This window comes from Sphaerobacter sp. (genome assembly GCF_019683595.1).
Taxonomy (GTDB): domain Bacteria; phylum Chloroflexota; class Chloroflexia; order Thermomicrobiales; family Thermomicrobiaceae; genus Sphaerobacter.
The window spans coordinates 1-5,340 of the sequence record NZ_JADGHZ010000215.1; the positions used below are offsets into that span (position 1 = coordinate 1).

Annotated in this window: 7 protein-coding genes; 5 read left to right on the forward strand and 2 right to left on the reverse strand. The window is 69.6% G+C overall.

Annotated features, from left to right (window positions below; genetic code table 11):
• Positions 1–96 precede the first annotated feature (96 nt).
• Complete coding sequence (locus tag IRZ30_RS15340) at positions 97–378, reverse strand: thiamine biosynthesis protein ThiS (RefSeq protein WP_294086398.1); 282 nt, start codon at positions 376–378, stop codon at positions 97–99.
• A 268-nt stretch (positions 379–646) separates the two neighbouring features.
• Between IRZ30_RS15340 and IRZ30_RS15345 the strand changes: the two genes are divergently transcribed.
• The 5 genes from IRZ30_RS15345 to IRZ30_RS15365 are packed head-to-tail and all read left to right on the forward strand — an operon-like array spanning position 647 to position 3,634.
• Complete coding sequence (locus tag IRZ30_RS15345; protein WP_294086399.1) at positions 647–793, forward strand: hypothetical protein; 147 nt, start codon at positions 647–649, stop codon at positions 791–793.
• Between the two features lie 34 nt (positions 794–827).
• Entirely contained in the window at positions 828–1,238 is a 411-nt protein-coding gene (locus IRZ30_RS15350) for a LysR family transcriptional regulator (RefSeq protein WP_294086400.1), read from the forward strand.
• Between the two features lie 5 nt (positions 1,239–1,243).
• Positions 1,244–2,209 (forward strand): substrate-binding domain-containing protein, encoded by a 966-nt coding sequence (locus IRZ30_RS15355; RefSeq protein WP_294086401.1) that lies wholly within the window; start codon positions 1,244–1,246, stop codon positions 2,207–2,209.
• 1 nt (position 2,210) lies between these two features.
• A complete protein-coding gene (locus IRZ30_RS15360; RefSeq protein ID WP_294086402.1) occupies positions 2,211–2,915 on the forward strand; it encodes an ABC transporter permease in 705 nt (234 codons plus the stop codon).
• Positions 2,912–3,634 carry a phosphate ABC transporter ATP-binding protein gene (locus IRZ30_RS15365; protein WP_294086403.1) on the forward strand — a complete coding sequence of 241 codons (723 nt, stop codon included), beginning with the start codon at positions 2,912–2,914 and terminating at the stop codon, positions 3,632–3,634. The genes IRZ30_RS15360 and IRZ30_RS15365 overlap by 4 nt, the downstream gene beginning before the upstream one ends.
• Positions 3,635–4,043: 409 nt before the next feature.
• Here the strand turns inward: IRZ30_RS15365 and IRZ30_RS15370 are convergent, their stop codons facing one another.
• Positions 4,044–5,168, reverse strand: coding sequence for a pyridoxal-phosphate dependent enzyme (locus IRZ30_RS15370; RefSeq protein WP_294086404.1), 1,125 nt, complete (start codon positions 5,166–5,168; stop codon positions 4,044–4,046).
• Positions 5,169–5,340: the final 172 nt, after the last annotated feature.

Genomic DNA, 5,340 nt, shown 5'->3' on the forward strand with positions numbered 1-5,340 from the left:
ACGCGGGTCGCCACCTCCGCCGGGATCGGGTGCTCGGCGGCCGACCCGGTGTCAAGGTCGATGTGCAGGTACCGGCCGTGGACGCCGTGCATGGCATCACCCTCCCGCGACGCTGGAGACGAGGAGAACCGCCGCCCCGGGCGTGACCGTGAAGGCCGGGTCGCGGCTGAAGCGGTCGTTGACCACGAAGATGTACCCCTCGGTGAGCCAGCCGGTACGCGGGTCGATCACCCGCTCGGCCAGGGCCGGGCAGGCGTCCAACAGGGCACGGCTCAACGCCCCCAGCGTCTCGCCGGCGACGGCGATCGCCTTGCTCCCCGCCAGCAGGCGGGGAACGCCGAAGAGTTCAACGTGAACCACGGTTGCTGCCTGGCTCATCGGATCTCTCGGACCACGCTCCAGTCAGGGGCGCGCGGGACTTCTCACTCAACTGTAGCAGATCGCCTCCATTACCGCCGGAGCCGATTCGCTCGATGGCCGCGACACTGCTGGAGCGCACAAGGATGGCCAACGCGACCATCGCTGGTCGACGCGCCGGGTGTCGCCGAGCGCGTCGATGGATCGTCAATGAGGGTAGGTGCTGGGCCGTCGCGTCGCGGATTCTCGCTCCCGATCGCACTGTTGCGATCCTCGCGAGCGGTGTAGTATGGCGCCGAACACTTGGACGAGCAAGGTGCTCGGCGTCCGCGTTGAGTACCGCCTTGCGCTCGCGGCCGAGAACCTCTGGGACTGGCTCGAACGCGGCGCGTCGGCAGACGCTGCGCAGCAACGAGCCTGGGGACGTGACCCGTGATGGAAGATGCCGGAAGCATGAGGGGAACGACGGCGTGACAGAACAGGCACCGGTGGAGATCCGGGTCAAGTGTTGGGCCGAGCGGGATGGCGCGCTGGTGCTCAGCGACTGGCGGATCGAGCTGCTGGCCGCGGTCGAAAAGCACGGCTCGCTCAGTGCCGCGGCGGAGGAATTTGCGGTAGCATACCGCGTGGCCTGGGGAAAGATCCGGGAGATGGAGGACGGCCTGGGCGTGAAGCTGCTCCACGGTCGGAGCGGCGGTTCCGGTGGCGGCGGCAGCGCCCTGACCCCGGCCGGCCAGGCCCTGGTGGAGCGCTACCAGCGCTTCCGCGCCGGGCTCGACGAGCTGGTCGCGCGGCGGTTTGCCGAGGTGCTGGGCGACCTCTCGTTTTTGAGTGAGCGTTATGATGTAAATAGCCGAACGGTTGGCAGTCAGGGAGAGTGAGCGGGATGCTGCGGCGCTGGTTGGTCGTCTTCCTGGTGATCCTGCTGGCCGCCTGTGGATCTACGAGCGGCGCCGCGCCGACGACAGGTCAGTCTCAGACAACGGCTGAGCCGACGACCGCCCAGACGGAGGCACCCGCCGCGGCGACTCCAGGCCAGACGGAGGCGACCCCACAACAGCTCGGGGGACGGTTGCGGCTGGCGACGACCACCTCGACCGACGACTCGGGGCTGCTGGACGCGATCCTGCCCGACTTCGAGCAGCGGTACGGCGCGACCGTCGAGGTCATCGCGGTCGGGACCGGGCAGGCGCTCAAGCTCGGTGAGAACGGCGATGCCGATGTGGTGCTCGTCCACGCCCGCGCCCAGGAAAACGCCTTCGTCGAGGCGGGCTACGGTCTCTACCGACGCGACGTGATGCAGAACGACTTCATCATCGTCGGGCCGCCGGATGATCCGGCCGGCGTCCGTGAGGCCGCCGACGCCGCGGACGCCTTCACCCGCATCGCCAATGCCGAAGCGATCTTCGTCTCCCGCGGTGACGAGTCGGGGACGCACACGCGGGAGCGCTCAATCTGGGAAAAGGCCGGGATCACGCCCGATCCGGCCAGTGGTTGGTATCAATCGCTCGGGCAGGGGATGGGCGAGACGCTGATCACCGCCAATGAGCAGCAGGCCTACACCCTGGCCGACCGCGGCACCTACCTGTCCATGCGCGACCGGCTGCGCGACCTCACCATCCTCTTCGGCGGTGAGACGATCGCCGAGAACCCCGACCCCTCGCTGATCAACCCGTACGGCGTGATCCCGGTGAATCCGGAACGACACGACGGTATCCGCGTCGATCTGGCGGAGGCGTTCGTCGAGTGGATCACGTCACTGAGGGTGCAGGAGATGATCGCGAACTTCGGCCAGGACGAGTTCGGACAGCCACTCTTCTACCCGCTCGCGACGCCCGGAGCGCAGTCGTAGCATGAACGACCTCCTCGGCGGGCTCGTTGGGGCACTCCGTCTCCTCCTCAGCGGCGACCCGGAGATCTGGAGCATCGTACTGCTCACGCTGCGGGTCTCTGGGATCGCGCTGCTGATCAGCGCGGTGATCGGCGTGCCGCTCGGCGCGTGGCTGGCGTTCCGCTCGTTCCCCGGCCACCGCTTCCTGACGACGCTGATCTACACCGGAATGGGGATGCCGCCGGTCGTGGCCGGGCTGGCGGTGTACATCCTGCTCTCCCGCTCCGGCCCGCTGGGGATGCTCGGCTGGCTGTTCACCCCGCGGGCGATGGTGACGGCGCAGGTGCTCATCAGCCTGCCGCTCGTCATCGGGCTCACGACGTCGGCGGTCGAGGGGGTCGTGCCCGAGTTGCGGTTGCAGCTCAAGGCCCTGGGGGCGACCGAGCGACAGATCGTGCAGGCGATCCTCTGGGAAGCGCGGGCCGGGATGCTCGTCGCGCTCGTCGCCGGGTTCGGCAGCATCATCTCGGAGGTGGGTGCGGTCATGCTGGTCGGCGGGAACATCGAGCGCTCGACGCGCGTGCTGACGACCGCGGTCGTGCTCGAGACGCGTAAGGGCGCCTTCGACCAGGCGCTGGCGCTCGGTGTCATCCTGGTGGCCCTGACGTTCGTACTGAACGCGCTGGCACTGCGCCTGCGCGGGTACCTGGCACACGCGCGAGGATGAGCACGCTGTACACACTGGAACACGTCACCGTGCGCTACGGCGCGCGGACCGTGCTGGCGATCGACCATCTGGAGATCCAGGCCGGCGAATTCCTGGCGGTTGTCGGCCCGAGCGGTGCGGGGAAGTCGACCCTGCTCCGGCTCCTCTGCTTCCTCGAGCGACCGACGACCGGCACCGTGCGCTACGACGGCCGGGTGTGGCCCGACGGCGCGCCGCTCGATGTCCGGCGCGAAGTGACGCTGGTGTTTCAGCGGCCCCTGCTGCTCGACGGCACGGTGGAGCAGAACGTCGCCTACGGGTTGCGCCTTCGCGGCGCACCGGCCGATGAGCGCGTCGCGGCGACGCTGGAACGGCTCGGCCTGTCCCACCTGGCACGGGCGCGGGCTCGCACCCTCTCCGGCGGCGAGCTGCAGCGGGTGGCGCTCGGCCGGGCGCTCGTCCTACGGCCGCGGGTGCTCCTGCTGGACGAGCCGACCGCCAACCTCGATCCGCACAACGTCGCGCTGATCGAGCAAGCGATTGTGGCCTTGCACCGCGAGCACGGCACGACCGTCGTGATCGTCACCCACAACCTCCACCAGGCCCGACGCCTCGCCCCTCGCACGGCCGTGCTGCTCGACGGCCACCTCGTGGAGGACGGCCCGACCGACGTCCTGCTCACCGGCCGCGGCACTGACCCCCGCACGCGCGCCTTCGTGAGTGGGGAGATGGTGTACTGAGGAGCCCCGGCAGCAGCCCATGCAAGGGGTTGATGGAGTGTGACGAATTACATAATGGGTGTACGTGGTCGGCACGTTCCCGGGGCTCAAGCCCCGGGCTGACATGGAAAGCCGGCTGAAGCCGGCTGGGGACGTGTTGTCCGGTGGGTGGCCGGATTGGATACGCCTAGGGGTCGCCATCACAGCCCCTTCAGTGGGCTTACCCCTCTTCAGCCCGGCGGCTTGAGCCCCGGGCACGGGCCGGCCTATGGACAGCATGACACCTGAGTTTGAGCACCTTTGGCCTCAGCCCGCTTCAGCGGGCTTTTCTTTGTCAGCCCGGGGGTTCACCCCCGGGCACGCGCCGAGCGGCGGGATCTTCACACCACCGGTCGCGGTTACCGGACGAGTGGGTCATCCCCCCGACAGCTCAGTCGAGGAGCGCTGAGACCATGTCTGGCGCGGCCTTCAGGCCGGAGCCGGTCAGGAGGACGACGATCTCCCCATCCGGGATCGGGTGCCCGCGCCGGACGGCCTGGCGGACGGCGGCGGCGCCGACGGCGGCGGTCGGCTCGACGTAGAGGCCCTGACCCCAAAGTTCGCGGAGCGTCGCGACGATCTCCTCTTCCGGTACAGCCTCGGCCCAGCCGCCGGTCTCGCGGACGGCGGCGAGCATCTGCCGGGGCCGGGCCGGGGCGCCGATGCGGGTCCCCTCAGCGATGGTGTTGCCCGGAGTGACCGGCGTGACATCCGTGCCGGCCTCGATGGCAGCAACGAGCGGGGCGCAGGCAGCGGGTTGGGCGGCGACGAGCGCCGGGGCTGGGCCAGGGAGTGCCGCTGCGGCGCGCCAGGCGCCGATCAGGGCGCTTCCGCCACCGGTCGGGATGAAACAGGCGGCTGGGAGACGCTGCCCCAACTGCTCCCAGACCTCCAGCAGCCAGGTCTTGACCCCCTCGACGAACACGGGGTGCCAGTTGTGGCTGGCGTAGAAGGCGGTTGGATCTGCCGCCGCTGCCTGCTGCGCGGCGGCCGCGACCGCCTCCCGGTTGCCCTCGACCGGGACGACGGTGGCCCCGTAGGCGCGCGACTGGACCAGTTTGCCGGGAGAGGCGCTGGCGGGGGCGTAGACGGTGCAGGCGAGCCCGGCCGCGGCGCTGTAGCCGGCCATCGCCGCGGCGGCGTTGCCCGAGGAATCGACGATGATCCGCCGGCGCCCGAGCCGACGCAGGTGAGCGACTAGCACGACTGCGCCGCGATCCTTGAACGAGCCCGTCGGCAGCAGCCCGTCGAGTTTGAACAAGACCCGGCGGCCGAGGAGGGTGCCGGGGACCAGCGGGGTCATTCCCTCACCGAGCGGGTGAGCCGCATCGAGCGGCACCGGCAGAACCGCCCGGTAGCGCCAGAGTCCGGGTGCGGCCCGGTCGATGGCCGCTGGGTCGAGCCGGTCCGGCCCGGTGATCCCGAAGGCTCCGCCGCAATTCGGGCAGCGCCACGCTGCGGTATCCAGCGGCTCCTCGTGCCTACACGCCTCACACACCATCCGCCAGTCGCTCATCCCTGCCTCCCTCGGTGTTGCGGTTGTTGGGGGTCATAATACCGGTGTGGGTCATACGTCACACGTCCCCCTCACCCCCGGCCCCTCTCCCACCAGGGGAGAGGGGGGCATTACGCACTACGCGATACGCACTACCAGTGACGTATGACGCATGACGCATAACGTATCACCC